The following is a 25504-nucleotide window of genomic DNA, read 5'->3' as shown; positions in this document are numbered from 1 at the left end:
CGGGCGGGCATGAGCGGCGACGGTAACCCGAACCTTTGCTTTGGACAATCGGACGCCTGGACTGTACGTGCAGGATAAGTCGCTGTGGCCAGCAGGACGGGTGCAGATTGGCCATTTGCGCGGTGCTGGCTCTAAACTGCGTCGGTATTCAGTTCAGGATCCCCCTCGTGAAGCCCAGCATCTTCTGGTACGACTACGAAACCACCGGCATCAATCCACGCAGTGATCGCCCCTTGCAGATGGCCGGCATCCGTACCGACGGCGACCTCAATGAAATCGCGGCACCGGTCAATCTGTACTGTCAGCCTGCCGATGACATCCTGCCGCATCCGGCGGCGTGCCTGGTGACCGGCATCACGCCTCAGCGCCTGGCCGAGAAGGGCCTGTGCGAGGCCGACTTCATGGCCCGCGTGCATGCCGAGCTGGCCGCACCAGGTACCTGCGGTGCGGGTTACAACACCTTGCGGTTCGACGACGAGATGACCCGCTACAGCCTGTATCGCAACTTCTTCGACCCCTATGCCCGCGAGTGGCAGGGTGGTAACAGCCGCTGGGATCTCATCGACGTGGTGCGTGCCGCCTATGCCTTGCGCCCCGAAGGGGTCGTCTGGCCGGAGGAGGACGGGCGAGTCACCCTCAAGCTCGAACGCCTGACCCAGGCCAATGGCATCGAGCACGGGCAGGCTCACGATGCGCTGTCCGACGTACGCGCCACCATCGCCCTGGCGAAACTGATCCGCGAACGGCAACCGAAACTCTACGATTATCTGTTCGCCCTGCGCAGCAAGCAGAAGGTTCAGGAGCAGATCCGCCTCTTGCAGCCGCTGGTGCATATCTCCGGGCGCTTCTCTGCCGCCCGGCATTATCTGGGGGTGGTCCTGCCGCTGGCCTGGCATCCGCGCAACCGTAATGCGCTGATCGTCTGCGACCTGCACCTGGATCATTCGCCCTTGCTGGAACTCGACGCAGAGTCGTTGCGCCAGCGGCTTTACAAGCGTCGTGAAGAATTGGCCGACGGCGAGTCGCCGGTGCCGTTGAAACTGCTGCATATAAATCGTTGCCCGGTCATTGCGCCGCTCAATGTTCTGCGTGAAGAGGACCGTGAACGTCTGCAACTGGACATGTCGATAATGCGCGAGCGTGCCGCTGCCCTGACGCAAAATCCCGAACTTTGGCAGGCGCGCTTGCAGGCGCTATATGAACAAGAAGATTTCGAGGCGTCGCAGGACCCCGAGCAGCAGTTGTACGACGGTTTTATCGGGGAGCGGGATCGACGTTTGTGCGAACAAGTGCGTGGCGCCGAGCCTTCGCAACTGGCACAACCCATATGGCCTTTTGATGACGCACGGCTGCCGGAACTCTTGTTTCGCTACCGCGCACGTAACTTTTCCGAGACCTTGAGCAGGGAAGAACAACAACGCTGGCTGAATTTCTGTCGCTTGCGCCTGACCCGCGCGGAATACGGGGCGCCGAACACGTTGCAAAGTTTTACCCAGGCGCTGGTCGAATTGTCGCTGAACTCGAAAACCGAGCAATTGAAGATATTGAGCGAGTGGCAAGATTATGTGCAGGGACTGCGCACCCGACTGGGTATCTAGACCCGTGATGAGTTGTTCCGGGGCGGCAAGCGTGGCGCACGAGTAAACATGCCAGGGCGGGCGCAGACGTGCGATTACGTACGCGGCTGCCGCTTGGCCGGTCAGACGTTGCCCTGCGGAAATGAAAAACGCCAGCAACAGCTGGCGTTTGATGCATCAAATCGGGTTATCAGCCCAGCAGCGTGGCCCAGCTTTCAACTTCGTCGCTGCCCCACTTGGCTTTCCACTCTTTCAGGGTCTTGTGGTTGCCACCTTTTGTTTCGATGACTTCGCCGTTGTGCGGGTTCTTGTATTGCTTGACCTTGCGGGCGCGCTTGGTGCCCGTGGTTTTAACGGCGGCGCTGCGTGGCGCCTTGTTAACTTTGGCGTCTGGGTCCAGCAGGGAAATGATGTCGCGCAGGGACTTCTGGTACTCACCCATCAGCGTCCGCAGCTTGCCTTCGAATTCCAGCTCGGCCTGCAGTTTGTCATCTTGGGACAGGTTCTTCAGACGAGCCTGCAGCTCTTTGATGGCTTCTTCAGTGGCGCGGTATTCGTTGATCAGAGACATGGGCAGTACCTATGTTGTGAAAGAGTTGTGGAAGGGTTCAGGGGACAGTGAGGCAATAATAGTCAGAGCCATTGAGCAAGTAAACATTAAATAAGCATCGCGTATGAGTTGTTCAGGAAAGATGTAGCTTTCCTACACAGTTCTGGAACTAGAGCGTGCGCGCGGCTGTCGCTAAAGATGTTGTTGCAATGCTGACCTGTTTTCACTGCGCCAGCACCCCGGCAGGCCGCAGTGCAACTGGGAATGGGCGTCTTAAAAGGGGGCGTGGTTTTTTGCTTCTAGCCTTTTTTATGCGGTTTCAGGTAGTAGAAATGTCCCCTTTTCAGTGCATGAAAAGTCCGTAATAAACGTCCGCCTTTAATGAAAAATAAGCGGCCATCTGTCGGGTGCTGGCAAGATGAAATCGATCATGCCGTTTGTCTGCCCGTTCGAGTCATCGGTCGAGGCCACGGCGAACATGCAGATTTGCCGCGCAGCCGCTAGAATGGCGGCCTTTTTTGTAGTCTGGAGTTTCGTTCATGCGCACCTTTCGCCTGGTGAGTGCCTGCCCGGACCGGGTTGGCATCGTCGCCAAGGTCAGTAACTTTCTGGCGTCCTACAATGGCTGGATTACAGAATCGAGCCACCATTCCGACAATCTCAGTGGCTGGTTCTTCATGCGTCATGAGATTCGGGCTGACAGCCTGCCGCTGGATCTTCAAGGTTTGCGCGAGGCTTTCGCTCCGATTGCCGAAGAATTCTCCATGGACTGGCATATCACCGACTCGGCCCAGAAGAAACGGGTCGTGCTGATGGCCAGCCGGGAATCGCACTGCCTGGCCGACCTGCTGCACCGCTGGCACAGTGAAGAGCTGGATTGCGAGATCGCCTGTGTGATTTCCAACCACCAGGACCTGCGCAGCATGGTCGAATGGCATGGCATTCCGTACTTCCACGTACCGGTCGACCCGGCTGACAAGGCGCCGGCCTTCGCCGAAGTGTCGCGTCTGGTCGGTGAGCATCAGGCCGATGTGGTGGTGCTGGCGCGCTACATGCAGATCCTGCCGCCGCAGTTGTGCCAAGAGTACGCCAACAAGGTCATCAACATTCACCACAGCTTCCTGCCGTCGTTCGTGGGCGCCAAGCCTTACCACCAGGCGGCCATGCGCGGCGTGAAGCTGATCGGCGCCACCTGTCACTATGTCACCGAAGAACTCGATGCAGGGCCTATCATCGAACAGGACGTGGTGCGCATCAGCCACCGGGAAAACATCGAGACGCTGGTGCGCCTGGGTCGTGACGTGGAAAAACTGGTCCTGGCCCGCGGCCTGCGTGCCCACCTGGAAGACCGGGTGATGGTCCATGACAACAAGACGGTGATCTTCGACTGATCGCCGTTCCAGGCCGGTTCGGTGATGCGAGGCCGGCCTCCCTTTCTCCAAGGCAGGGCAGATGATGAGTGATCCACTGGACAAGGCCACCGCCAGCCCTCCACCGGTGATCGGCGAGGGATGCCTGAGTCGCTACGATCCCGAGGCCCTGTCGGCGCAGGACGGTACCGAATTCAGCGGTGCCGCCGAACTCTGGCGTCAGTTGCAGGCTAGCGGCAGCGAAGACAGCACCGAGCTAGACGAGTCGGCCTGAGCGAACAGCCAGTCGCGCTTGGTCAACGCTTGTCGCCCCTCGGCCAGCAATTGGTCGAGCACCTTCAGCCAGTATTGCCTGGCCGAGGCATGCTGCATGTCCACCGGATGCAGGCCCAGGCGAATCACCGGGGCCTGGCGCCACTGCCGCTGCTGCCACTCACACCATACCCGCGAGGCACCGCGCCGCCATGCGCTGCGAGCGCTCCACACCAGGCTTGGCGCCGGCTCGGGCGTGAACGTCGGCAAGCGGTAGAAGTGCCGACGGTCACTGGTGTACTGCAAGGGCCGCTGCCGCAAGGCTTGCCGGGTGCCGACGCCCATCAGCCAGCCGGGTGCCACGAAACCGTACAAGGGCCAGGCGTGCTGGCGGAACAGCTCGATACCGGCGTCCAGATGCGTCAGGGCCTGCGCCTGGCTGAGGGGCTGGAATTCACCTTCGTGGGTGTAGATTCGCCGGCGCAGGTAATCCACCGGAGTGCGCGGTGCCGGGCCGTCATCACAATGGTACCGGCCATGCAGCACCAGCTCGTCGCCCAAGGCGAGGCGCCGGTCGAGCAGGCGCAGCAGGGCCGGATCGCTGTCAAGCGGGCACTGCCTGTGAAAATTCGGCACCACCAGCCAGGTCAGCGGGATGGAGCCGCGCTCGTCGAGCGCTTGCAGCAGCGGCAGGTAGGCCTGCCAGCTACAGGGCGCGACGTCATGCAGCACCAGCAAAACTGCCGGTGGACGTGCCGGTGGCCGTTCAGCCATTGGCACGTACCGGTCGGTGGCTGCCGAGTACCGCCCGGTAGTGTTCGAGCAGGCCACTGACCACGCGGTCCCAGTTGTAGTGGGTCTCTACCCGTTGTCGGGCGTAGCGCCCTATGGCCTGCACGTCGTGGCTGAACAGTTCACGCACGGCGGCGGCCATCGCCTTGGGCTGGCGGGGTTCGCACAGCAGGCCGCAACCGCTGGTGACGATCTCGGCAAAGGCTCCGGCATTCACCGCCACCACCGGAATACCGCTGGCCATGGCTTCAAGGACCACCAGGCCGAAGGTTTCCTGGTCGCCGGCATGTACCAGAGCATCGGCACTGGCCAACAGCCCGGCGACTTCGCTCGCGGCGCAGAAGCGGTTGATCACCGTGACGTTGTTCGGCACCTGGAGGGGCATGTGCGAGCCGACCAGCAGCAGGTGGTAACGCGGCCCCAGCCGTTTCATGCAGTGCAGCAGGGTGCCCAGGTTCTTCTCCCGTGAGCCGCGCCCGGCAAATATCAGCAGATGGCAGTCCGCCGCCAGGCCAAGGCGTTGTCGCAGCGACGGGTCGCGGTTTCCTGGATGAAAGGCTTGCAGGTCGACCCCCAGGGGTTGCACGTGGACCTGCGCCAGACCCATGGCGATCAGCTTGCCGGCCATCGCCTGGCTGGGCGCCAGGATGCGGTCGAAGTTGCCATACAGGCGGCTTATGTAGGCCTGCGCGCTGATCCCCATCCATTGCCCCATGCGGTTGGCGATCAGCAGCGGCAGGTCGGAGTGATAGAAACCGATCACCGGTACATCAAGTTGCCGGCGCGCATCCAGGGCTGCCCAGGCGGTGAGGTAAGGGTCGCCGACTTCGATGAGGTCGGGGCCAAGGCGCTTGAGCGTTTCGCGCCAGGGGCTGACGCGCAGCGGAAAGCGATAGCCGTTACCGAACGGCAGGGGCGGTGCCGGTACCTCATGCACGCCATCGTTGTGGCTGGAGCGCGGGCCGGGAATCAGCAGGCTGTGCCGCACGCCGGGGTGACCCTGCAGACGCCGATGCTTGGCATCCAGGTAGGTACGCACGCCGCCACTGGCCGGGGCGTAGAACATGGTCATGTCGGCGATATGCACAATCGGCGCTCCTGAGGGTGGGCCTCTCTTGCTGACCTTCGACAAGAATAGTTGTTCTTGCCGTCTGCTGACGGCCCGTCGGGTGGTGCCCGCCGCCCTGCCCACTATGCTTAAGGGCATTGCCATCGTGATGCGCCGCTTAACGGCTACCGATATTCCCCGTGGGGTATGGGAGGTTGAACGCATGCAGCATGTCAATCAGATCATCCTGGGCGCGGACCCGGGCGGCCAGCCGGTCGGCCAGGCCATTGGACTGGCCAACCGCCATGGCCTCATCGCCGGCGCCACCGGGACCGGCAAGACCGTCACCCTGCAGCATCTGGCCGAGGCCTTCAGCGACGCGGGCGTCGCGGTCTTCGCTGCCGACATAAAGGGCGACCTATGCGGCCTGGGCGCGGCCGGCCAGCCACAGGGCAAGGTCGCTGAGCGCATTGCCAGCATGCCGTGGCTGGGCCATCGACCACAGGCCTATCCGGTGCTGCTCTGGGACATCGACGCACGCACCGGTCATCCGCTGCGCACCACCCTGAGCGAAGTGGGGCCGCTGCTGCTGGGCAACCTGCTGGAACTGAGCGACAGCCAGCAGTCAACGTTGTATGCCGCCTTCAAGGTGGCTGATCGTGAAGGGCTGTTGTTGCTGGACCTGAAGGATCTCAAGGCTTTGCTCGGCCACCTGCGCGAGCATCCGGAGCTGCTCGCAGAGGATGCGGCGTTGATGACCGCCGCTTCCGTACAGGCCCTGTTACGGCGCCTTGCCGGTCTTGAGCAACAAGGCGCCGAAGCCCTGTTCGGTGAGCCCGCGCTGCAATTGCAGGACCTGTTGCAAGCCGACGCGGACGGCCGCGGGCGCATTCATTTGCTCGATGCGCGGCGCCTGGTGCATGAAGCCCCCAAGGTCTATGCCACCTTCCTGCTCTGGTTGCTGGCCGAGCTGTTCGAACAGTTGCCCGAGCGCGGCGATGCCGAGCAGCCGCTGTTGGCGCTGTTCTTCGACGAGGCGCACCTGTTGTTCAGTGGCACGCCGAAAGCCTTGCAGGAGCGCCTGGAGCAGGTGGTGCGGCTGATCCGTTCCAAGGGGGTAGGGGTGTACTTCGTGACCCAGTCGCCCGGCGACCTTCCCGATGCGGTGCTGGCCCAGCTGGGGCTGCGTATCCAGCATGGCCTGCGGGCCTTCACCGCGCGAGAACAGAAGGCCTTGCGTGCGGTGGCCGAAGGCTTTCGGCCCAACCCGGCGTTCGATACCCGTGCGGTGTTGACTGAGCTGGGCATTGGCGAAGCGCTGGTGGGCACCTTGCAGGACAAGGGCACGCCGGCGCAGGTGCAGCGCGTCATGATCGCACCGCCGCAGTCGCGCATCGGCCCGTTGAGCGACGCCGAGCGCCGAATGTGTATCGCCGGCTCACCCTTGGCAGGGCGTTACGATCAGGCCATCGACCGTGAATCGGCCTATGAACGCCTGGTTGCGCGTGCCGTCGCTGCGCCCGAGGTCGAACGGGCGCCGGCCGAGAAGGTTGAGCGGCAGGGGCGATTCAGTGACAAGGCCGCTGATCTGCTGGGCGGGCTGGCCGGGCAGGCGATGAGGAACGCCATGCGGCAGGCCGCCAATCAATTGGGGAGGGAGTTGGTGCGTGGACTGATGGGGTCGTTGCTGGGCGGCAGGAAGCGTCGTTGAAGCGGCAATGCCCCCAGGCCTGCGCCTGGGGGCGATCGCATCAGGACAGCGCCATGGAGGCCAGCCAGAACAGGCAGGCGGAGAGCGCGACAGTGGCTGGCAGGGTCAGCACCCAGGCCAGCAGGATGGTGCGGATGGTCCCGGCCTGCAGGCCGCTGCGGTTGGCGACCATGGTGCCGGCCACGCCGGACGACAGGATATGGGTGGTCGAGACCGGCAGGCTGAACACGTTGGCCAGGCCGATGGCGGTGGCGGTGGTGATCTGTGCCGACATGCCCTGGGCATAGGTCATGCCCTGGCGGCCGATCTTCTCGCCGATGGTCAGTACCACGCGCTTCCAGCCAACCATGGTGCCGATGCCCAGCGCCAGGGCCACTGCAATGATGACCCAGAAAGGTGCGTATTCGGTGGTGGCGGTCAGGTCCTTGCGCAGCTTGGCCAGGTCGGATTTTTCACGGGCGGCGAGGTCCGGCAGTTTGCTGACCTTGCGTGCGCTGTCGTCCAGGCACAGCAGGTAGCGGCGTACTTCGACACGGTCTTCAGAACTGAGCGCGCGATAGTCGGTCACGCCCTGCAGCTTGCCTAGCAGTGCGTCGATGGTCGGCTCGGTCTGTTTCGGGTCGCAGGCGGCATGAGACGGCAGGTCGCTCTTGTCGGCCTTGCCCAGGGCCAGGAACTCGCCCAGGGTGTCGTGGTTGCGCTGGTAGAACTGGCTCAGGTGCAGGGTGGCGTCACGGGTACGCTCGATCTGGTAGGTGGTGCTGCTCAGGTCGAGAACGAACTGCGCCGGCACGATACCGATCAGCACCAGCATGATCAGGCCGATGCCTTTCTGGCCGTCGTTGGAGCCGTGCACGAAGCTTACCGCCATGGCGGAGATCACCAGGACCAGACGATTCCAGAACGGTGGGTGCTTCTTGTCGTCCACCTTGCGGCGCTGTTCGGGGGTCTTGTGCATTTTCGACTGCGGGCGCCACCATTTCAGCGCGACCAGCAGCAGACCGGCCGCGATGAAACCTGCCAGGGGCGAGAACACCAGCGAGGCGCCGATGTCTATGGCTTTCTGCCAGTTGACGCCTTCGCCCACCGGAATGCCATTGATCAACGCGTTGGCCAGGCCTACCCCGAGGATCGAACCGATCAGGGTGTGGGAGCTGGAAGCCGGAATACCAAAGTACCAGGTGCCCAGGTTCCAGGCGATGGCGGCGGTGAGCAGCGAGAACACCATGGCCAGGCCATGGCCGGTGTTGACGTTGATCAGCAGTTCTACCGGCAGCAGGTGCACGATCGCGTAGGCCACACCTACACCGCCGAGCAGTACCCCCAGGAAGTTGAAGATGCCAGAGGCGAACACCGCCAGGTGCGGCGGCATGGCCTTGGTGTAGATCACCGTGGCCACCGCGTTGGCCGTGTCATGGAAGCCGTTGATGAACTCGAACGACAGGACGAATGCGAGGGCGAGTAGCAGGCTCACCAATACCCAGGCATCAAGTCCGCTGAATAAATCGATCATGTAAGTTTTCTGGCCCGTTCTGAAGGGGGCGCGATTATGACAGAAAAAATACACTTCGACGTACCGACCGCTGGCCGGTATCGATCAGATCTGCGTCATGGACAGGGGTAAATCCCGACGCCGCGAGCTGGCAGGAATGTTCAGAATACGTTCGGCGTGGGGCCGGCAACGTCGTCGTGTTCTTCCTTCAGCTCTTTTTCCATGCGTTGCAGTTCTTGCTTGAACGCCTGGTCCTGAACGGTCGCCCGCTTGCGCCAGGGCTTGCGCTCCGGTTCGGGCTGCGCGGCATACGTGGTGATTTCGCCGCCGTACACTTCCTTGAAGCGCTGTTCCTGGCGCTCGAGTTCGGCGCGCAGTTCATCTTTAGTCACGGTGTTACCTGATCAAGTCGAATGAACTCCGGTGTTGACGCCAGGCTGCGCAGGGGGCGGGCGCTCGCGAATGCGGCTGTCCATGACAGGGAAACAATGCACCCTGGGGACTGGCCGGGAACTGCGAACGGCGGGCCGCACGAGGCGGTTGGCGGCTACGGGCACCGGAAACGAACATCTGTCGTAGCGACAAGTAAAAAGAGGCGCATGAACTGCACGCGCCGGGCTGGTCTCGTGTCCTGTTCAACGCAACAGGGCGTTGCGGTGCTCGTCGAAGCAGGCGCTCAGCACCTGTAAGGGCATGAACGGCACATCACGACACGGAATACTTCCAACCGGGTGAAAGCTACTATCTCCAAGAACCCTGGGATCGTCAACACTTCGCAGGTGGCGTTTTCTCTTAGTACTGTACGCCGCATGATCGAACTTGTGCTGCGTCGTTAGTTGCAGCGTTTCATCGGCATGCGCAGGCCCATGAAGAAGATGCGCCAGGTGAGCATTGAACGAGTCGGTCAGAGGAGGCCGAAATAAAAACGGCCTTGCTTCGTGGACAAGGCCGTTGCCTTGGACTTCTCAGTGGGTACCTGACCAGGATTTCCAAGAAGCCACTTCATGGCAGGCATAAAGGTATAAGCATATTTGTCAGGGGTCAATTGCGATTATCGGCCACTTGTTCGATAATCGCACGGGTCGGGCTGTCGAGAATCATTCCGCGCAGCTGCGCAACCGTTGATTAGAAAGGTCTGAAGGGTGTTGCCGAGATCGTGGCCATGAATGAAGAACTGCGTAATTCTTTTGTTTCCCTGGCGCCGCCCATCGTCGCCTCGCCAGCCAAGCGCATCCAGGCCCTGACGGGTGATCCCGATTTCATGACGTCCCTGGCCCGCGGGCTGGCGGTGATCCATGCCTTCCAGGAGCGCAAGCGGCATCTGACCATCGCGCAGATCAGCCACCGCACCGAGATTCCTCGCGCAGCGGTGCGTCGTTGCCTGCACACCCTCATCAAGCTCGGCTACGCGACGACGGACGGTCGTACCTATTCGCTGCTGCCCAAGGTCTTGACCCTGGGGCATGCCTACCTGTCGTCCACCCCCCTCGCGGTTTCTTCGCAGCCCTACCTGGACCGCATGAGCGACCAACTGCACGAGGCCTGCAACATGGCCACCCTGGAAGGCGACGACATTCTCTACATCGCCCGTTCGGCCACCACTCAGCGGCTGATTTCCGTCGACCTGTCGGTAGGCGGCCGCCTGCCGGCCTATTGCACGTCGATGGGGCGCATTCTGCTGGCGGCACTGGACGACGTCTCGCTGCGCGAATACCTCGACCATGTCGACCTGCAACCCAAGACCAGCCGTACCATTCGCACGACCGAGGCGCTCTACGAATGCCTGCAGCAGGTGCGCCAGCAAGGCTGGTGCATCGTCGACCAGGAGCTGGAGCAAGGCCTGCGCTCGATTGCCGTGCCGGTCTACGACGCTTCCGGCCAGGTCCTTGCGGCGCTCAACGTCAGCACCAGTGCCGCTCGAGTGGCGCGCAGCGAGCTGGAGCAGCGCTTCCTGCCGATCATGCTGGATGCCAGTCGCGAACTGAGCGCGCAGATCTTCACCTGAAACGTCCAGGCCCGCTCTCTGGCGGGCCTTTCTGATTGCGTTCGATTACCGAACGGATAAGCGATTATCGGATTGTTTGCCAGGCGTTCCCCCGCATAACCTCACGCTCATCGCGGCGCGCTTCGACGTGCCGATCATTGAACGTGATGTTTGGGTACGGGAGCACCTCATGGCTGAAATCATGTCTTTACAGGATGCGGTGAAACGACTGGTCAACGATGGCGACACCGTTGCACTGGAAGGTTTCACTCACCTGATTCCTTCTGCCGCTGGGCACGAAATCATCCGCCAGGGCAAGCGTGACCTGACCCTGGTGCGCATGACGCCAGACCTGATCTATGACCAGTTGATCGGCGCCGGCTGCGTCAAGCGCCTGGTCTTCTCCTGGGGCGGCAACCCCGGTGTCGGCTCGCTGCACCGCCTGCGCGATGCGGTGGAGAAACAATGGCCGCGCGACCTGGAGCTTGAAGAACACAGCCATGCCGACCTGGCCAACGCCTACGTGGCTGGTGCTTCCGGGCTGCCCTTCGCGGTGCTGCGCGCCTACGCCGGTTCCGACCTGCCGAAGGTCAACCCGCTGATCAAGACCGTCACCTGTCCATTCACCGGCGAAGTGTTGGCCGCCGTGCCTTCGGTACGCCCCGACGTGACCGTGATCCATGCCCAGAAGGCCGACCGCAAGGGCAACGTGCTGATCTGGGGCATTCTCGGTTCGCAGAAGGAAGCGGCGCTGGCGGCCAAGCGTTGCATCGTGACCGTCGAAGAAATCGTCGACGACCTGCAGGCGCCGATGAACTCCTGCGTGCTGCCGACCTGGGCGCTGAGTGCCGTATGCGTGGTGCCCGGCGGTGCCCATCCGTCCTACGCCCACGGTTACTACGAGCGTGACAACCGCTTCTACCAGGACTGGGACCCGATCGCCCGTGATCGCGAAACGTTCAAGGCCTGGGTCGACGAGTACATCCATGGCACCGCGGATTTCAATGAATTCCGCAACAAGCTGGCCAGCGCTGCGGAGGCAAAATAATGACCTATTCCACCAGTGAAATGATGACCATCGCCGCTGCGCGTCGTCTGCACAACGGCACCGTCTGCTTCGTGGGCATCGGCCTGCCGTCCAAGGCCGCCAACCTGGCGCGCCTGACCTCCAGCCCGGACGTGGTCCTGATCTACGAGTCCGGCCCCATCGGTGCCAAGCCCAGCGTCCTGCCGCTGTCGATCGGCGACGGCGAGCTGGCCGAGACCGCCGACACCGTGGTGTCGACCAGCGAGATCTTCCGCTACTGGCTGCAGGGCGGCCGGGTCGACCTGGGCTTCCTGGGGGCTGCACAGGTCGACCGCTTTGGCAATATCAACACCACCGTGGTAGGTGACTACCACAAGCCCAAGGTGCGCCTGCCGGGTGCCGGTGGTGCGCCGGAGATCGCCGGCTCCGCCAAGTCGGTGCTGATCATCCTCAAGCAGTCGCCGCGTTCGTTCGTCGACCGTCTGGACTTCATCACCTCGGTGGGCCACGGCGAAGGCGGCGACTCGCGCAAGCGCCTGGGCCTGCCTGGGGCCGGGCCGGTGGGCATCATCACCGACCTGTGCGTGATGGAGCCGGAGGAGGGCAGCAACGAATTCATCGTCACCACCCTGCACCCCGGCGTCACCCGTGAGCAGGTGGTGGCCGCCACCGGCTGGCCGGTGCGCTTTGCCGAGAACGTCGCGGTTTCCGCCGAACCGAGCGAGGCCGAGCTGACCGCCCTGCGCGACCTGGAAGCCCGCACCGCCGCCGCCCATGGCCAAGTGGCAGGAGAAGCCTGATGCGTGACGTATTCATCTGCGATGCCATCCGTACGCCCATTGGCCGCTTCGGCGGCGGGCTGTCCGGCGTGCGTGCCGACGACTTGGCTGCGGTGCCGATCAAGGCGCTGATCGAGCGCAATCCTTCGGTGAACTGGCAAGAGGTCGACGAAGTGTTCTTCGGTTGCGCCAACCAGGCTGGTGAAGACAACCGCAACGTGGCGCGCATGGCTGCGCTGCTGGCCGGCCTGCCGCCGAGCATTCCGGGCGTGACGCTGAACCGCCTGTGCGCCTCGGGCATGGACGCCATCGGCACGGCGTTTCGCGCCATCGCTGCGGGCGAGATGGAATTGGCCATCGCCGGCGGCGTGGAATCCATGTCGCGTGCGCCGTTCGTGATGGGCAAGGCCGACGCGGCGTTTTCCCGTGGCATGAAGCTGGAAGACACCACCATTGGCTGGCGCTTCATCAACCCGCTGATGAAAGCCCAGTACGGCGTCGATTCGATGCCGGAAACCGCTGACAACGTGGCGGATGACTACAAGGTTTCTCGAGCCGATCAGGACGCTTTCGCCCTGCGCAGCCAGCAGCGCACCGCCGCTGCCCAGGCTGCGGGCTTTTTTGCCGAGGAAATCGTGCCGGTGCGCATCGCGCACAAGAAGGGCGAGACCATTGTCGACCAGGACGAACACCCTCGCGCCGAAACGACACTGGAAGCGCTGGCCAAGCTCAAGCCGGTCAACGGTCCGGACAAGACCGTGACGGCGGGCAATGCCTCCGGGGTCAACGATGGTGCAGCAGCGTTGATCCTGGCTTCGGCCGATGCCGTCAAGAAACATGGCCTGACCCCGCGTGCGCGGATCCTGGGCATGGCCAGTGCCGGCGTCGAACCCCGCGTGATGGGCGTCGGCCCGGTGCCAGCGGTACGCAAGCTGGTCGAGCGCCTGGGCCTGGCAGTGACCGATTTCGATGTCATCGAACTCAACGAAGCCTTTGCCAGCCAGGGGCTGGCGGTGTTGCGCGAACTGGGCCTGGCCGACGATGCGCCGCAGGTGAACCCCAATGGCGGTGCCATCGCCCTGGGTCACCCGCTGGGCATGAGCGGTGCGCGCCTGGTGCTTACTGCGCTGCATCAGCTGGAAAAGACCGGTGGCCGTAAAGGCCTGGCGACCATGTGCGTCGGCGTCGGCCAGGGCCTGGCCCTGGCTATCGAACGCTGATCCCCCATCAACCCTCCAGCGACTGACTGGCTTCCACGAACAGGCCGGACACGTCGCTGGCGGGTTGACCCTAGCGATTCCTCCTCTTGGCAGGCCCAGGCCTGCGCTTTTTTGGCCAGACCAGTTGGCCATTCTGAACCAATAGCCGTTAGGATGTGACCAATTGTTTCTTGGGGCCGCTTGTCCTCGCAGGGATGAAACGCCACAACCAATCCGGAGGGTATAACAACAATGGCCACCACCATGCACTACTCAGGTGAAGAACGTCGCAAGCGGATCTTCGCCATCGTCGGCGCTTCGTCCGGCAACCTGGTCGAATGGTTCGACTTCTACATCTACGCGTTCTGCGCCATCTACTTTGCCCCAGCCTTCTTTCCTTCCGATGACCCCACCGTGCAGTTGCTCAATACTGCCGGGGTATTCGCCGCAGGCTTTCTGATGCGCCCCATCGGCGGCTGGCTGTTCGGCCGCGTGGCTGACAAGCACGGGCGCAAGAACTCGATGCTGATCTCGGTGACCATGATGTGCGCCGGCTCGCTGGTCATCGCCTGCCTGCCGACCTATGCCGCCATTGGTGCCTGGGCGCCGGCGCTGCTGTTGCTGGCGCGCCTGCTGCAGGGTCTGTCGGTCGGTGGTGAATACGGCACCACCGCCACCTACATGAGCGAGGTGGCGTTGCGCGGCCAGCGTGGCTTCTACGCCTCGTTCCAGTATGTGACGCTGATCGGCGGCCAGCTGCTGGCGGTGCTGACCGTGGTCATCCTGCAGCAGTTTCTCAGCACCGAAGAACTGCGTGCCTACGGTTGGCGCATCCCCTTCGTGATCGGCGCCCTGGCAGCGGTCATCGCCCTGTTGCTGCGCCGCAGCCTGAACGAGACCACCACTGCCGAAACCCGCAAGGACAAGGACGCCGGCAGCGTCAGTGCCCTGTTCAAGCATCACAAGGCCGCGTTCATCACCGTGCTGGGCTACACCGCCGGCGGCTCGCTGATCTTCTATACCTTCACCACCTACATGCAGAAGTACCTGGTCAACACCGGCGGCATGGAGCCGAAGACCGCCAGCTACATCATGACCGGAGCGTTGTTCGTGTACATGTGCATGCAGCCGCTGTTCGGCATGCTCGCCGACCGTATCGGCCGGCGCAGCTCGATGCTGCTGTTCGGGGCTCTTGGGGCGCTGTGCACCTTGCCGATCCTCACCGCACTGAAAAGCGTGCAGAGCCCGTTCATGGCGTTCGCGCTGATTACCCTGGCACTGGCGATCGTGAGTTTCTACACCTCGATCAGTGGCCTGGTGAAAGCCGAGATGTTTCCGCCGCAGGTGCGTGCACTGGGTGTGGGCCTGTCGTACGCCATCGCCAACGCACTGTTCGGCGGTTCGGCCGAATACGTGGCGCTGAACTTCAAGAGCATGGGCGCGGAGAGCAACTTCTACTGGTACGTCACGGTGATGATGGTGATTGCCTTCCTGTTCAGCCTGCGTCTGCCGAAGCAGCCGGCTTACCTGCATCACGATCATTGATCACCGCCTACAGGGTGTAGCCTGTCGATGGAGCAAAAAAAGACCCGCCACGGAGGCGGGTCTTTTCATTTCAGGCAAAGCGATCAGAACAACTGCACGGAAGGCTTTTCCTTGGCGATCGGCTGGTTGTCGCCGGTGTTTTCGTACCAGCCGCCACCCAGGGCCTTGTACAGGTTGACCTCGCTGGTCAGCTGCGCCAGGCGGTCGGTGATCAGCGTCTGCTGGGCACTGAACAGCGAGCGCTGCGAATCCAGGAAGGTCAGGTTGCTGTCGATACCGATCCGGTAGCGACGCTCGGCCAGACGGTAGTAGTCCTGGCTGGCGGTGACGAAGTCACGCTGCGCCTGCAACTGTTCCTGGTAGGTCTTGCGTGCAGCCAGGCCATCGGCGACTTCCTGGAACGCGGTCTGGATCGCCTTCTCGTAGTTGGCGACGTTGATCTCTTTCTGGATCTTCGCGTAGTCCAGGCTGGCGCGCAGGCTGCCGGCGTTGAAGATCGGCAGGTTGATGGTCGGCTTGAACAACCAGGTGCCCGAGCCGCCGTCGAACAGCCCCGACAGGTCCGGGCTCATGGTGCCGGCACTGGCGGTCAGGCTGATGCTCGGGAAGAACGCGGCCCGTGCGGCACCGATATTGGCGTTGGCGGCCATCAGGTTGTGCTCGGCCTGGAGAATGTCCGGGCGGCGCTGCAGCAGGTCCGACGGCATGCCGGCTGGCATCTTGCTCAGCAGGTCGGCATCCAGCGGCTGTGCCGCCGGCAGGTTGGCCGGCAGGCCAGTGCCGAGCAGCAGCACCAGGCTGTTCTGGTCCTGCGCTACCAGGCGCTGATACTGCGCCAGGCGCGCCTTGGCGCTTTCCACAGAGGTGCGGGCCTGGCTCAGGTCGAGGGCCGAGGCCACGCCGACCTCGTTGCTGCGGCTGGTCAGGCGCAGGCTTTCCTCGTAGGTGCCGAGGGTTTCCTGGGTCAGCTTGAGCAGTTCCTTGTCGGCCTGCCAGGTCAGGTAGGCGTTGGCCACGCTGGCTACCAGGCTGATCTGTGTGCTGCGCCGCGCTTCTTCGCTGGCGAAGTAGGTTTGCAATGCCTGTTCGCTGAGGCTGCGCACGCGGCCGAACAGGTCCAGCTCGTAGGCACTGACGCCCAGGGTCGCCGAGTAGCTGCTGGCGATGCTCGAACGGCCGGTGGTGGACATGTTGGCCGGTGTGCGCTGGCGGCTGCCGCTGCCCTCGGCGGCCACCGCCGGGAACAGGTCGGCGCGCTGGATGCGGTACTGCGCACGGTAGGCGTCGATGTTCAGCGCCGCGACGCGCAAGTCACGGTTGTTCTCCAGCGCGGTCTGGATCAGTTGCTGCAGCGCCGGATCACGGAAGAACTGCCGCCAGCCCTGTTCGGCGGCGGCGACGTTGGCCGCCTGGGCCGGCTCGTAGGCCGGCCCCTGCGGGTACTGCTCCGCCACCGGGGCGGCGGGGCGCTGATAGTCGGGAATCAGCGAGCAGCCGCCGAGGATGAAAGCAGTAACCGCCAGGGAAATCAGGGACTTGCTCATTGGCCAGCCTCTTGCTGTTTGATGTTTTTCGGTTTGCTCTTGAACAGTGTCGACACCGAGACGAAGAACAGTGGCACCCAGAAGATCGCCAGGACGACCGCGGTAATCATACCGCCGATCACGCCGGTACCGATGGAATGCTGGCTGCCCGAACCGGCACCCGAGGCGATCACCAGCGGCACCACGCCGAGGATGAAGGCCATGGAGGTCATGATGATCGGGCGCAGACGCATGCGGCAGGCCTCGATGGTGGCTTCCACCAGCCCCTTGCCCTGTTCGTGCAGCTCCTTGGCGAACTCGACGATGAGGATGGCGTTCTTCGCCGCCAGGCCCACTGTCACCAACAGGCCGACCTGGAAGAACACGTCGTTGGACAGACCGCGCAGGCTGGTCGCCATCAAGGCACCGATGACCCCCAGTGGCACGACCAGCATGACCGCGATCGGGATCGACCAGCTTTCATACAGGGCCGCCAGGCAGAGGAACACCACCAGCAGCGACAGGGCATAGAGGGCAGGGGCCTGGGAGCCGGACAGCCGCTCTTCGTACGACAGGCCGGTCCAGGAGATACCGATGCCCGGCGGCAGGTCCTTGGCCAGACGCTCGATCTCCGCCATGGCCTGGCCGGTACTGTAGCCCGGTGCCGGAGTCCCCAGCACTTCTTCGGCCGGTACGCCGTTGTAGCGCGACAGTTTCGGCGAGCCGAACACCCACTCGCCGCTGCTGAAGGCCGAGAACGGCACCATCTGCCCGCTGCTATTGCGCACGTACCACTTGTTCAGGTCTTCAGGGGTCATGCGTGAATTGGCCGTACCTTGCAGATAGACCTTCTTGACCCGACCACGATCGATGAAGTCGTTGACGTAGTTACTGCCGAAGGCAATCGACAAGGTGCTGTTGATGTCCGACAGGGTGATGCCCAGGGCGCTGGCCCGCTCGTCATCGATGGTCACTTGGTATTGCGGCTCATCGTTCAGGCCGTTGGGACGAACGCCAGCGAGGATCTTGCTCTGCGAGGCCGCCCCCAGCAACTGATTGCGCGCCTGCATCAGCTTCTCGTGGCCGACCCCGCCCTGGTCCTGCAGGTAGACGTCGAAACCGGTGGCGTTACCCAATTCCAGTACCGACGGCGGCACCACGGCGAAGACCATTGCATCGCGCAGCGTGAAGAAATAGCCCTGCGCGCGCTTGGCCAGCTGGAACACGCTGTTCTCTGCGCCAGGGCGTTCATCCCACGGCTTGAGCAGCACGAAGGCGATACCGGAGTTCTGCCCGCGACCGGCGAAGTTGAAGCCGTTGACGGTGAACACCGACTGTACCGAGCCCGCTTCCTTGGTGAGCAGGTGCTCACGCATGGTGTCCATCACCTGCTGGGTGCGTTCGGCGGTGGAGCCGGCCGGCGTCTGTACCTGGACGAACATCACGCCCTGGTCTTCTTCGGGGAGGAAGGCTGCTGGGATGCGGTTGAACATCCAAACCATGCCGGCGCAGATCAGCACGTAGGCCAGGTAGGCCGGCCACTTGTGCTTGAGCATGCCGCCCACGCCGCGTTCGTAGCCGTGTACGCCACGGTCGAAGGTGCGGTTGAACCAGCCGAAGAAGCCGCGCTTCTCGAGGTCATGGGAGTGGTCGATGGGCTTGAGCATGGTGGCGCACAGCGCCGGGGTGAAAATCAGCGCCACGATCACCGACAGCGCCATGGCGGAAACGATGGTGATGGAGAACTGTTTGTAGATCACCCCGGTGGAGCCGCCGAAGAACGCCATGGGCAGCAGTACCGCGGAAAGTACGAGGGCAATGCCCACCAGGGCGCCCTGGATCTGCCCCATGGAGCGGATCGTGGCCTCTTTGGGCGACAACTTGTCCTCGATCATTACCCGCTCGACGTTCTCCACCACGACGATGGCGTCGTCCACCAGCAGGCCGATGGCGAGAACCATGCCGAACATGGTCAGGGTGTTGATAGTGAAACCGAACGCCGCGAGGATGCCGAAGGTGCCGAGCAACACCACCGGTACGGTGAGGGTGGTGATCACGGTGGCACGGAAGTTCTGCAGGAACAGGTACATCACCAGGAACACCAGCACGATCGCTTCGACCAGGGTATGCACCACCCCGGAAATCGATTCGCTGACCACTGGTGTGGTGTCATACGGGAGCACGGCTTTCATCCCAGGCGGGAAGAAGGGCTCCAGCGAGGCGATGGTGGCGCGGATCGCCTTGGCGGTGTCCAGAGCGTTGGCGCCGGGCGCCAGCTTGATCGCCATGCCCGAAGCCGGCTTGCCGTTGAATTGCGAGTCGATGCTGTAGTCCTGCGCGCCGAGGCCGACTTTGGCGACGTCTTTCACGCGGACCTGGGAGCCATCGGCATTGACCTTGAGCAGAATGTTCTCGAACTGCTCGGCGGTGCGCAGACGGGTCTTGCCGATGATGGTGGCGTTGAGCTGCTGGCCGGCCACGGCGGGCAGACCGCCAAGCTGACCGGAAGCGACCTGTACGTTCTGCGCACTGACTGCGGTTTTCACGTCACCCGGGGTCAGCTGGTACTGATTGAGCTTGGCCGGATCCAGCCAGATACGCATGGCGTACTGGGCGCCGAACACCTGGAAGTCACCCACGCCGGAAGTCCGCGAGATCGGATCCTGGATGTTGGAGACAATGTAGTTGGCCAGGTCTTCCTTGGTCATGCTGCCGTCTTCGGATACCAGGCCGATCACCAGCAGGAAGTTCTTCACCGCCTTGGTGACGCGGATACCCTGCTGCTGGACCTCTTGCGGAAGCAGCGGAGTGGCCAGGTTCAGCTTGTTCTGGACCTGAACCTGCGCGGTGTCGGGGTTGGTGCCCTGTTCGAAGGTCACGGTGATGGTCATGCTGCCGTCGGAGTTGCTCTCCGAACTGACATAACGGAGTCGGTCGATACCGTTGAGCTGCTGCTCGATGACCTGCACCACGGTGTCCTGCACGGTCTGTGCCGAAGCACCCGGGTAGGAGACCTGAATGGCAATGGCCGGCGGGGCGATGCTCGGGTACTGGTTGATCGGCAGCTTGAGAATCGACAAGCCGCCCACCAGCATGATCACCAGGGCGATCACCCAGGCGAAGATGGGGCGCTCGATAAAGAATTTCGACATCGGTTATTCCCCTTTACCGCCGGCGGCCTTGTCGCTCGCCGCGGCAGGTGCCGGTTGGGCGCCCTGGACGTTGCCGGCTTCCGCGACCTTGACCGTGGCGCCTGGCTTGACGTACTGCAGGCCTTCGGTGATGACTCGGTCGCCTTCGCTCAGGCCTTTTTCAATCAGCCACTTGTCACCCACGGTGCGGTTGGCCACCAGGGTGCGTACTTCCACCTTGTTGTCCTGGTTGACCACCATGGCGGTCGGCGTGCCTTTCTGGTCGCGGGTCACGCCCTGCTGCGGCGCTAGGATGGCCTGGGCATTGGTGCCGGCCTGCAACTGCGCATGGACGAACATGCCGGGCAGCAGACGATGCTCAGGGTTGGGGAACACGGCGCGCAGGGTGACCGAGCCGGTGCCCTGGTCGACCGAGACTTCCGAGAACTCCAGGGTGCCTTCCTGCGGGTAGGCGCTGTTGTCTTCCAGGGTCAGCTTCACCTTGGCGGCGTTGTTGCCGACCTTCTGCAGCTTGCCGCTTTCCAGGTCGGAACGCAGCTTGAGCATTTCGGCCGAAGACTGCACCACGTCGACGTAGATCGGGTCGAGCTGCTGGATGGTGGCCATCGCTTCGGTCTGGCCATTGCTGACCAGGGCGCCTTCGGTGACCGACGAGCGCCCGATGCGTCCGGAGATCGGTGCCAGCACCTTGGTGTAGCGCAGGTTGATCTCGGCGGTCTGCAGGCTGGCCTCGGCTTCACGGCTGGAGGCGATGGCCTGGTCGTATTCCTGGCGGCTCACGGCCTGCTCGTTGACCAGCAGCTTGTAGCGGTCAGCCAGCGACTTGGCCGACTGCAGGCTGGCGCGTGCGCTGTTGGCGGTGGCTTCGTACATCGCCGGGTCGATCTGATACAGCTGCTGGCCGGCCTTGACGTCGGCGCCTTCGGTGAACAGCCGCTTGAGGATGATGCCGTTGACCTGCGGCCGCACTTCGGCGACCCGGAAGGCCGTGGTACGGCCTGGCAGCTCGGTGGTGAGCGTGTAGGGCTGGGCTTTGAGGGTGACCACGCCGACCTGAGGAGTCTGGGCGGCAGGTGCCGCTTCTTCCTTCTTGCTACAACCGCTGAGCAGGGTTGCCAGGGCGACGGCAGTGACCAGAACGGGAACAGCTGGCTTGAATTGCATGAAGATCCTCGGAGGTCAGGAACCTTGATTGCTCAAGAAAGTGGAGATGTAAAAAAATTTTGCGGCTAGATACATAGCATGCTAATGAATATACTTACATTCACGGCTGTTTGTAAACAGCGTGCCATCACGTTGTCGCCGTTCGGTCAGCCGCACGGCCGATACCGTTCCCAGACCCTGCTCTAGACAGGCTGGCGCATCAATGTCGAGGTTTTACTGCCATGGTTCGTCGTACCAAAGAGGAAGCACAAGCCACACGCAGCCAGATTCTGGAGGCTGCCGAACAGGCGTTCTACGCTCGCGGTGTCGCACGCACCACCCTGGCTGACATCGCGACCCTGGCTGGGGTCACGCGCGGCGCCATCTATTGGCACTTCACCAACAAGGCTGAGCTGTTCCAGGCCATGCTCGACAGTCTTCACGAACCCCTCGAAGAAATGTCCCAGGCTACTCACAATGAGGACGAGGCCGACCCGCTGGGGTGCATGAAGAAGCTGCTGGTGCATTTGTTTCATGAGGTTTCCAGGAACCCGAAAACCCGGCGCATCAACGAGATCCTTTTCCATAAATGCGAGTTCACCGATGAAATGTGCGATTTTCGCCGTCAGCGTCGGGATAACGCCGTGTGGTGCAACGAAAGGATCGGTCTTGCCTTGAGCAACGCGGTGCGCAAAGGGCAGTTGCCGGCCACGCTCGACGTCTCGCGTGCGGCGGTGAGCCTTCACGCCTACATCGACGGGCTTCTCGCCCAGTGGCTGCTGGTGCCCGAAAGCTTCTCGCTCTATGACCAGGCCGAAACGCTGGTCGAGAGCTGCATGGACATGCTGCGCCATAGCCCAGCCTTGCGCCAGCACGACGCAGCCGTGTAACCGTACACCGTTCGCCGCCTGCCGAACAGCATGACGCAAGGCGCCTGTCCAGCGGATGAATCGATCACCTTTTACCTGGCAGGCCGGGCCGTTTCAGTCTCGGCCACGTAACAGCGTATTGGGCATGGCCAGCGCCGCCGCCACGCTCAGCAGCCCGATGGCGGCGCTGACACTCAGCAGGTGCCGGAAGGTATTGGCCAATTCACCACGCAGGGCCTCCAGCGCAGGGCCGCTGCTGGCGTGCAGACTGTCGAGCAGGGCGTTGCCCGCCTGGCCTTCGCCGCCCAGGCTGCCCGGTGCCAGCGTGCCCAGGCCGGTGCCTTGCAGCATGGCCAGCAGCAGGGCCGACATCAAGGCCACGCCCACCGCGCCACCCAGTGAACGGAACAGGTTGCTGGTGCTGGTGGCCACCCCGGTATCGCGAGGCTGGACGGCATTCTGGCTGCCGACCAGCGAGGTGGGGAACTGCATGCCGCTGGCGACACCGGTCAGCAGCATGAACAGCCCGGTCAGCCAGGCCTGCTCGGGTGGGGTGAAGGCGATGCCGAGAATCGCCACCGGCATCAGCACCGCGCCAGCGAGAATCAGCGGTTTGTAGCGACCGCTGCGCGCCGTGTGACGTCCGGAAAAGTAGGCACCCAGTGGCATGCCCATGGCCAGCGGCAGCAGGTGCAGCGCCGCGCTGTCGGCGCCGGCGCCGGTCAGCGTCTGGTGCCGCAGCGGCATCAGCATGGTCAGGGAGATCGCCTGGAAGCTGGCGAAGAATACGATCATCCAGCACAGCACGGCGCTGCGGCTGGTGAACAGGTGCAACGGCAGCACCGGTTCCACGGCACGCCGCTCCTGAATGATGAACAGGCTCAGGGCAACGGCGGCGATGGCCAGATGGACCTGCACCAGCCGGTCGCCCAGGCCATGGCCCTGGCCGACTTCGGTGATGCCCAGCAGCAGGGCGCTGAGGCCCACGATCATCAGCAGTGTGCCCAGGTAGTCGATGATCGGCTTGCGCTGCGGCACGGGCAGGCCGTGCAGGGTCCGCCAGGCCAGGGCCCAGGCGGCGAGACCCAACGGCAGGTTGATCAAGAATACCCAGCGCCATGACAGGTATTCGGTCATCAGCCCGCCCAGTACTGGCCCGGCGACGCTGGCCAGGGCGTACATGCTGCTGAAGTAGCCCTGGTAGCGACCCCGCTCGCGGGGCGGGATGATGTCGCCGATGATCGCCTGGCTGACCGAGACCATGCCGCCCGCGCCGATGCCTTGCAGCACCCGGGCCATCACCAGCTGTTCCATGCTCTGCGCCAGGCAACACAGCAACGAGGCGAAAGTGAACAGTGCCAGGCCGATGAGCATCATGCGCCGACGCCCGAACAGGTCGCCCAGCTTGCCGTACACCGGCACCGCCACGGTCATTGCCACCATATAGCCGGAGATCACCCAGGCCAGCAGGTCGACATCGTGCAACTGCGCGGAAATGGCCGGCAGCGACACGGCGACAATGGTCTGGTCCAGGGCGCTGAGGAAAATCGCCATCATCAAGGCGAAAAGAATGCTGCTGATCGCAGGATTGGTCGGCATGGGGCGGGTCACGGAAGGGCTGGCGGTTTCTTGCTGGCCAGTCTATTCCGATAGTGTGCTAACCGATAGCCTTCGAACGATGTCCTCGGCAGGCCGAAGTGAACGAAACTTCATCGCAGCGCGGTGAAGGTGGCGTCCGTCGGCGAGCAGTGGGCAAAGGCACACAGGGAGGCGGGTGGGGCCATGCGGGCCAGTTCGATGCGGTAGGCGCCTGCCGCATACAAGGCGACGACACCGACGATGCCCAGTGCGGCCAGGCATTTTTTTATTGTGACTCTCATGCTGCACCCCTTGGATCGACCGTGGAGTAGTGAAAGCGTTACTTGCAGTGTAGGTCATCGTCAGGATCGTGCTGGCCGCGAAGACAGGTAGAATCGCCGTCCCGAATTTCAATACAGGTGGCAGCGTCCATGGCACGCAGGGTTTTCCAGCATTTCGAAGCGGTGACGGCAGTGATTCCGGCATCAGGCAGCTACCAGGCGGCGATCGCCGTCAAGGCACTCGATGGCGGCGGCGCGCCGCGTTTTCATGGCCTGTTGCCGGGACAGACCTTCAGCACCGCCGATGAAGCCGACCGCGCTGCCGAGAATGAATTGCAGCGCCTGCTCGACGTCGATGCCGCCGCCGAGCTGGTCTGGCCACAGGAAGGCTGAGACGCTTCAGATCTTTGGCCGATTCATGCGGAACAGCGCTTCCGGGCCCAGCTGGAAGTAATCCGCCGGGCCGCCACCGCGCAGGATCGGCTCGGCGGCAGCGGTGTCGTAGATGCCGTCCTTGAGCAGCCACTCGGCGATATGCACCATCACCACCTCACCGAGAATCAGCCAACTGGGTACCCGTTCCTGGTCGGCGCGCTTGAGCTGCACGATCTGCGTGACCTTGCATTCGAACGACACCGGCGTCTCCTTGACCCGTGGCACCGCGACCACCTGGGAAGGCAGCGGCGTCAGGCCGGCCAGCTGGAACTCGTCGACCTCGGCGGCCACCGCCGCGCAGCTCAGGTTCATGGGCTCTGCGAGGGAGCGGGTGGCCAGGTTCCAGACGAACTCGCCGGTCTGCTCGATGTTGTTCAGGCTGTCCTTGCGGCCCACGCTGCTGAAGCCAATGATCGGCGGCACGTAGTTGAAGGCATTGAAGAAGCTGTAGGGCGCCAGGTTCAGCACGCCTTGGGCATCCTGCGATGAAATCCAGCCAATCGGGCGCGGGCCGACGATGGCATTGAAGGGATCATGGGGCAGGCCGTGACCCTTGGCGGGCTCGTAGGAGTAAATCTGGTCTGACATGAGGCGTTTCCTTGCAACCTGGTTGGCTGAGACGCTCATCATGCTTGGCCTACGGTCGCTGTGGCAATCGGCCGCAGCATTTGCCCCGCCAGGGTTGCTGACCGGTGATAAAGTCCGCTGCCATGAAAATTGACCGTCGTGAACGCTCGCTGATTGCATGGACGCTTTACGCCAGCGTCCTGTTCAGCCTGTTGGTGTGCGGCATTCATCACGGTCAGATGAGTGGTTTGGCACTCAGCGGGCTGCAGGGCGGCTATTGCGCCCTGGACAGCGAGCATGGGCACGCCTTCGATGCCCAGCCGTCGAACCCGACTCAGCCGGCCCTGCTCAGCTTCGATTGCCCGCTGTGTTCGTCGGGCGGCCTGGGGCTGGCCCTGCAGCAAGCCGCCTGGGATTTTACCCGCATGCCGGGCAAGGCCCTTGCGCCCATGGTTCTGCGCAGCCTCGCCCAACCGCCACCCCGTGAGCGGTGGACTTCTCTCAACCCTCGCGCTTCCCCTGTCGCCCTGAACACCCTGGCCTGAGTTCGACGCTGCAGGCCTCTCTCCATCGGCACTGGTCTGACCGGCCCCTTGCGGGCTGCGTCGCCGTGCGCCTGATTCATGGCTT

23 protein-coding genes are annotated in these 25504 nt (G+C 63.1%); 12 read left to right on the top strand and 11 right to left on the bottom strand.

Annotation, left to right across the window (positions count from 1 at the left end; all coding sequences use genetic code 11):
• Positions 1-167: 167 nt before the first annotated feature.
• Complete coding sequence (gene sbcB, locus RRX38_RS10870; protein ID WP_315962498.1) at positions 168-1598, top strand: exodeoxyribonuclease I; 1431 nt, start codon at positions 168-170, stop codon at positions 1596-1598.
• Positions 1599-1767: 169 nt separating this feature from the next.
• Here the strand turns inward: sbcB and mvaT are convergent, their stop codons facing one another.
• A complete protein-coding gene (gene mvaT / locus RRX38_RS10865; RefSeq protein WP_295473916.1) occupies positions 1768-2148 on the bottom strand; it encodes a histone-like nucleoid-structuring protein MvaT in 381 nt (126 codons plus the stop codon).
• A gap of 518 nt (positions 2149-2666) precedes the next feature.
• Here mvaT and purU point away from each other — a divergent pair.
• Both purU and RRX38_RS10855 read left to right on the top strand, forming a co-directional pair.
• Positions 2667-3518: a formyltetrahydrofolate deformylase gene (gene purU, locus RRX38_RS10860; protein ID WP_295473914.1), complete on the top strand. Its 852-nt coding sequence runs from the start codon at positions 2667-2669 to the stop codon at positions 3516-3518.
• 64 nt (positions 3519-3582) lie between these two features.
• Positions 3583-3771, top strand: a complete 189-nt coding sequence (locus RRX38_RS10855) for a hypothetical protein (protein WP_315962497.1) — start codon at positions 3583-3585, stop codon at positions 3769-3771.
• Here RRX38_RS10855 and RRX38_RS10850 read toward each other — a convergent pair.
• Positions 3717-4523, bottom strand: coding sequence for a polysaccharide deacetylase family protein (locus tag RRX38_RS10850; RefSeq protein ID WP_315962496.1), 807 nt, complete (start codon positions 4521-4523; stop codon positions 3717-3719). The two genes, RRX38_RS10855 and RRX38_RS10850, sit on opposite strands and share 55 nt — an antisense overlap.
• The gene (locus RRX38_RS10845) at positions 4516-5613 is read right to left on the bottom strand and encodes a glycosyltransferase family 1 protein (RefSeq protein WP_315962662.1); all 1098 of its coding nucleotides are present in this window, start codon (positions 5611-5613) and stop codon (positions 4516-4518) included. The genes RRX38_RS10850 and RRX38_RS10845 overlap by 8 nt, the downstream gene beginning before the upstream one ends.
• A gap of 199 nt (positions 5614-5812) precedes the next feature.
• Here RRX38_RS10845 and RRX38_RS10840 point away from each other — a divergent pair, with 199 nt between their 5' ends.
• A complete protein-coding gene (locus tag RRX38_RS10840; protein WP_315962495.1) occupies positions 5813-7300 on the top strand; it encodes a helicase HerA-like domain-containing protein in 1488 nt (495 codons plus the stop codon).
• Positions 7301-7340: 40 nt separating this feature from the next.
• Here the strand turns inward: RRX38_RS10840 and RRX38_RS10835 are convergent, their stop codons facing one another.
• Positions 7341-8813: an inorganic phosphate transporter gene (locus RRX38_RS10835; RefSeq protein WP_295473903.1), complete on the bottom strand. Its 1473-nt coding sequence runs from the start codon at positions 8811-8813 to the stop codon at positions 7341-7343.
• 140 nt (positions 8814-8953) lie between these two features.
• Positions 8954-9184 carry a hypothetical protein gene (locus tag RRX38_RS10830; protein ID WP_295473901.1) on the bottom strand — a complete coding sequence of 77 codons (231 nt, stop codon included), beginning with the start codon at positions 9182-9184 and terminating at the stop codon, positions 8954-8956.
• Between the two features lie 770 nt (positions 9185-9954).
• Here RRX38_RS10830 and pcaR point away from each other — a divergent pair.
• The 5 genes from pcaR (at position 9955) to RRX38_RS10805 (ending at position 15326) form a co-directional block, all read left to right on the top strand.
• Positions 9955-10797, top strand: coding sequence for a pca regulon transcriptional regulator PcaR (pcaR, locus tag RRX38_RS10825; protein WP_295473899.1), 843 nt, complete (start codon positions 9955-9957; stop codon positions 10795-10797).
• A 169-nt stretch (positions 10798-10966) separates the two neighbouring features.
• A complete protein-coding gene (locus tag RRX38_RS10820) occupies positions 10967-11824 on the top strand; it encodes a CoA transferase subunit A (RefSeq protein WP_315962494.1) in 858 nt (285 codons plus the stop codon).
• Positions 11821-12603, top strand: coding sequence for a CoA-transferase subunit beta (locus tag RRX38_RS10815; protein ID WP_295474309.1), 783 nt, complete (start codon positions 11821-11823; stop codon positions 12601-12603). Before RRX38_RS10820 ends, RRX38_RS10815 begins: the two co-directional genes overlap by 4 nt.
• Positions 12600-13802, top strand: a complete 1203-nt coding sequence (gene pcaF, locus RRX38_RS10810; RefSeq protein WP_315962661.1) for a 3-oxoadipyl-CoA thiolase — start codon at positions 12600-12602, stop codon at positions 13800-13802. Before RRX38_RS10815 ends, pcaF begins: the two co-directional genes overlap by 4 nt.
• A gap of 231 nt (positions 13803-14033) precedes the next feature.
• Positions 14034-15326 (top strand): MFS family transporter, encoded by a 1293-nt coding sequence (locus RRX38_RS10805; protein WP_295473893.1) that lies wholly within the window; start codon positions 14034-14036, stop codon positions 15324-15326.
• An 83-nt stretch (positions 15327-15409) separates the two neighbouring features.
• On the opposite strand, the gene RRX38_RS10800 is transcribed toward RRX38_RS10805, so the two are convergent.
• The 3 genes from RRX38_RS10800 to RRX38_RS10790 are packed head-to-tail and all read right to left on the bottom strand — an operon-like array spanning position 15410 to position 21165.
• Entirely contained in the window at positions 15410-16870 is a 1461-nt protein-coding gene (locus tag RRX38_RS10800; RefSeq protein WP_315962493.1) for an AdeC/AdeK/OprM family multidrug efflux complex outer membrane factor, read from the bottom strand.
• Positions 16867-20001, bottom strand: coding sequence for an efflux RND transporter permease subunit (locus tag RRX38_RS10795; RefSeq protein ID WP_315962492.1), 3135 nt, complete (start codon positions 19999-20001; stop codon positions 16867-16869). Before RRX38_RS10795 ends, RRX38_RS10800 begins: the two co-directional genes overlap by 4 nt.
• Positions 20002-20004: 3 nt before the next feature.
• On the bottom strand, positions 20005-21165 hold the full coding sequence (locus tag RRX38_RS10790) for an efflux RND transporter periplasmic adaptor subunit (RefSeq protein WP_315962491.1): 1161 nt from the start codon (positions 21163-21165) through the stop codon (positions 20005-20007).
• A gap of 221 nt (positions 21166-21386) precedes the next feature.
• Between RRX38_RS10790 and RRX38_RS10785 the strand changes: the two genes are divergently transcribed.
• Entirely contained in the window at positions 21387-22034 is a 648-nt protein-coding gene (locus RRX38_RS10785) for a TetR family transcriptional regulator (RefSeq protein ID WP_295473883.1), read from the top strand.
• Between the two features lie 93 nt (positions 22035-22127).
• Here RRX38_RS10785 and RRX38_RS10780 read toward each other — a convergent pair whose 3' ends face one another.
• Together RRX38_RS10780 and RRX38_RS10775 are read right to left on the bottom strand one after the other, a co-directional pair.
• Entirely contained in the window at positions 22128-23612 is a 1485-nt protein-coding gene (locus RRX38_RS10780) for an MDR family MFS transporter (protein ID WP_315962490.1), read from the bottom strand.
• Positions 23613-23722: 110 nt separating this feature from the next.
• Positions 23723-23893: a hypothetical protein gene (locus RRX38_RS10775; protein ID WP_315962489.1), complete on the bottom strand. Its 171-nt coding sequence runs from the start codon at positions 23891-23893 to the stop codon at positions 23723-23725.
• Positions 23894-24022: 129 nt separating this feature from the next.
• On the opposite strand from RRX38_RS10775, the gene RRX38_RS10770 reads away from it, so the two are divergent.
• On the top strand, positions 24023-24265 hold the full coding sequence (locus RRX38_RS10770; RefSeq protein ID WP_315962488.1) for a hypothetical protein: 243 nt from the start codon (positions 24023-24025) through the stop codon (positions 24263-24265).
• A 6-nt stretch (positions 24266-24271) separates the two neighbouring features.
• On the opposite strand, the gene RRX38_RS10765 is transcribed toward RRX38_RS10770, so the two are convergent.
• Positions 24272-24895, bottom strand: a complete 624-nt coding sequence (locus RRX38_RS10765; protein ID WP_295473871.1) for a flavin reductase family protein — start codon at positions 24893-24895, stop codon at positions 24272-24274.
• A gap of 122 nt (positions 24896-25017) precedes the next feature.
• Between RRX38_RS10765 and RRX38_RS10760 the strand changes: the two genes are divergently transcribed.
• Positions 25018-25419 (top strand): DUF2946 domain-containing protein, encoded by a 402-nt coding sequence (locus RRX38_RS10760; protein ID WP_315962487.1) that lies wholly within the window; start codon positions 25018-25020, stop codon positions 25417-25419.
• Positions 25420-25504: the final 85 nt, after the last annotated feature.

This window comes from Pseudomonas sp. DTU_2021_1001937_2_SI_NGA_ILE_001 (genome assembly GCF_032463525.1).
Lineage (GTDB): Bacteria > Pseudomonadota > Gammaproteobacteria > Pseudomonadales > Pseudomonadaceae > Aquipseudomonas.
This window is presented reverse-complemented; position numbering and strand designations above follow the sequence as displayed.

Excerpts from the sequence above, each read along its gene's own strand:
- mvaT (WP_295473916.1), bottom strand. The coding sequence starts at position 2,148 with ATGTCTCTGATCAACGAATACCGCGCCACTGAAGAAGCCATCAAAGAG.
- purU (WP_295473914.1), top strand. The coding sequence starts at position 2,667 with ATGCGCACCTTTCGCCTGGTGAGTGCCTGCCCGGACCGGGTTGGCATC.
- RRX38_RS10855 (WP_315962497.1), top strand. The coding sequence starts at position 3,583 with ATGAGTGATCCACTGGACAAGGCCACCGCCAGCCCTCCACCGGTGATC.
- RRX38_RS10850 (WP_315962496.1), bottom strand. The coding sequence starts at position 4,523 with ATGGCTGAACGGCCACCGGCACGTCCACCGGCAGTTTTGCTGGTGCTG.
- RRX38_RS10845 (WP_315962662.1), bottom strand. The coding sequence starts at position 5,613 with ATGACCATGTTCTACGCCCCGGCCAGTGGCGGCGTGCGTACCTACCTG.
- RRX38_RS10840 (WP_315962495.1), top strand. The coding sequence starts at position 5,813 with ATGCAGCATGTCAATCAGATCATCCTGGGCGCGGACCCGGGCGGCCAG.
- RRX38_RS10835 (WP_295473903.1), bottom strand. The coding sequence starts at position 8,813 with ATGATCGATTTATTCAGCGGACTTGATGCCTGGGTATTGGTGAGCCTG.
- pcaR (WP_295473899.1), top strand. The coding sequence starts at position 9,955 with ATGAATGAAGAACTGCGTAATTCTTTTGTTTCCCTGGCGCCGCCCATC.
- RRX38_RS10820 (WP_315962494.1), top strand. The coding sequence starts at position 10,967 with ATGGCTGAAATCATGTCTTTACAGGATGCGGTGAAACGACTGGTCAAC.
- RRX38_RS10805 (WP_295473893.1), top strand. The coding sequence starts at position 14,034 with ATGGCCACCACCATGCACTACTCAGGTGAAGAACGTCGCAAGCGGATC.
- RRX38_RS10800 (WP_315962493.1), bottom strand. The coding sequence starts at position 16,870 with ATGAGCAAGTCCCTGATTTCCCTGGCGGTTACTGCTTTCATCCTCGGC.
- RRX38_RS10795 (WP_315962492.1), bottom strand. The coding sequence starts at position 20,001 with ATGTCGAAATTCTTTATCGAGCGCCCCATCTTCGCCTGGGTGATCGCC.
- RRX38_RS10790 (WP_315962491.1), bottom strand. The coding sequence starts at position 21,165 with ATGCAATTCAAGCCAGCTGTTCCCGTTCTGGTCACTGCCGTCGCCCTG.
- RRX38_RS10785 (WP_295473883.1), top strand. The coding sequence starts at position 21,387 with ATGGTTCGTCGTACCAAAGAGGAAGCACAAGCCACACGCAGCCAGATT.
- RRX38_RS10780 (WP_315962490.1), bottom strand. The coding sequence starts at position 23,612 with ATGCCGACCAATCCTGCGATCAGCAGCATTCTTTTCGCCTTGATGATG.
- RRX38_RS10775 (WP_315962489.1), bottom strand. The coding sequence starts at position 23,893 with ATGAGAGTCACAATAAAAAAATGCCTGGCCGCACTGGGCATCGTCGGT.
- RRX38_RS10770 (WP_315962488.1), top strand. The coding sequence starts at position 24,023 with ATGGCACGCAGGGTTTTCCAGCATTTCGAAGCGGTGACGGCAGTGATT.
- RRX38_RS10765 (WP_295473871.1), bottom strand. The coding sequence starts at position 24,895 with ATGTCAGACCAGATTTACTCCTACGAGCCCGCCAAGGGTCACGGCCTG.
- RRX38_RS10760 (WP_315962487.1), top strand. The coding sequence starts at position 25,018 with ATGAAAATTGACCGTCGTGAACGCTCGCTGATTGCATGGACGCTTTAC.